This is a genomic window from Methanoregula sp. (assembly GCF_002835825.1).
In the GTDB taxonomy this organism is placed as follows: Archaea; Halobacteriota; Methanomicrobia; order Methanomicrobiales; family Methanospirillaceae; genus Methanoregula.
On sequence record NZ_PIZH01000539.1, the window covers coordinates 1 to 1402 of the forward strand.

Genomic DNA, 1402 nt, shown 5'->3' on the forward strand with positions numbered 1-1402 from the left:
CCCAGACTATACCTGGCCCTGTTGCTCTCAACGACGACCATCGGCGCCGCCATGCAGGCAACGGTCGCCCACGCGGCAGTCATGTAATCTGCTTTGTTGTCAACGTTTGCGCCCACGAGCACAGTGGGCATGACGCTCATTTACGGCATCGGGCCGAGAGTAACTTTCTCCATGGCAAATCCGGAGAACAGGTTGGCCCGAAAGGGGTTAAAACCCTGCGATGTTCCAGAAAAATCTGCTCTGGACAAACGGGCATGAACCGGAAGGGTTCACACCCAGTCGATGAAAATCACCCCTATACCGATGAAATATGATGGCTCCCCGCCGCGCCTATGCAGACCGCCACATTCCCGGAAGGGGGGACAAATTTTCCCGGCGGCCATGATCGTGAAATCCGATATAATCGATTGGTCTGGCGCCAGGAGATCAACAATCTATATTAATACCCTGTTGCACATACCGGGATGCTGATATATCATGACCACGGTGCAGAGCCCCGGAACCGGAATTGCTTCACGAACCGCAGAGCCACGACAACTCCGCAGGATGAAGGAAAGTACCGGCATCCTTTCGGCAAACGGGGAATGCACCGGAATGCTGCGGAATGCCACCGGCCCCGACGGACACCACGAGCTGGTCCTCCTCGAGGAGTTTTTGACCCGCCACATCCGGCAGGACGGCCTGCGAAGCGTCCAGTGCATGCTCCTCTGGACCGAGTGGGTCCGGACCTGTGCACGGCAGACCCGCAGGTTCCCGAGGATCGTCCTTGAGGCAGCATTCAGGCAGGCGGTGAGCGAGCGGATCGGCTGCGATATCGCCCACGATGACGCCCGGGGCGCCATCTGGCCCGGCATCCGGTTCGTGCCATAATCTTCCGGCACGGCATACGGAGATCGCCTCCGCCCAGGCGTTTTTACCCTGCCGCGTCCCGCTGCAGGTACGCGTATGTGCCCGGCCGGTCGAGCGGGTGGTTCATGATATACCGGTACACGGCCGCAGTTCGATCCCGTTGTGCCTCCATGGCCCGGTACTCCGTGCTGTCCTCCTCCCCGGCAGGGATGGCATCGAGCCGGGCAGTCAGCGCCGCTTCCTCTGCCTTTACCCTCACCATGGTCTCATTGATGTACGCCGTCATGCCCCCGCTCCCATACACCCGTGTGCCGTTGCTGACCGGGATGACCATGGGATCAGAGTTGAGAGGTTTCTTTGTCATGATCGAGAACGTGGGGATACCCGTATAGGCCGGCGTCATGGGTTCGAGGTAGGTATACCCCGTTGCCTTGTACGGGAACGCGTCCGAACCGATGCCCATTGCCATGTGGCTCTCCGGGCCGAACTTGAGGAGCGAGACGGAGTATCCTTCGCGGGCAAGGAGGCCGGAAAGGAGCAGCGCCTTGTCGTC

The 1402-nt window shown here is 60.1% G+C and carries 1 protein-coding gene and 1 pseudogene; one reads left to right on the plus strand and one right to left on the minus strand.

The features are described 5' to 3' along the window. The first annotated feature begins 477 nt into the window (after window positions 1-477). Window positions 478-870, plus strand: coding sequence for a hypothetical protein (locus tag CW742_RS13095; RefSeq protein ID WP_292421089.1), 393 nt, complete (start codon window positions 478-480; stop codon window positions 868-870). Window positions 871-913: 43 nt separating this feature from the next. On the opposite strand, the pseudogene CW742_RS13100 reads toward CW742_RS13095, so the two are convergent. Continuing rightward, window positions 914-1402 (minus strand): annotated as a pseudogene (locus CW742_RS13100) (hypothetical protein); the annotation flags it as partial.

What these genes read in the sequence shown, in the direction of transcription:
- CW742_RS13095 (WP_292421089.1), top strand. Translation starts at nt 478, where the DNA reads ATGACCACGGTGCAGAGCCCCGGAACCGGAATTGCTTCACGAACCGCA.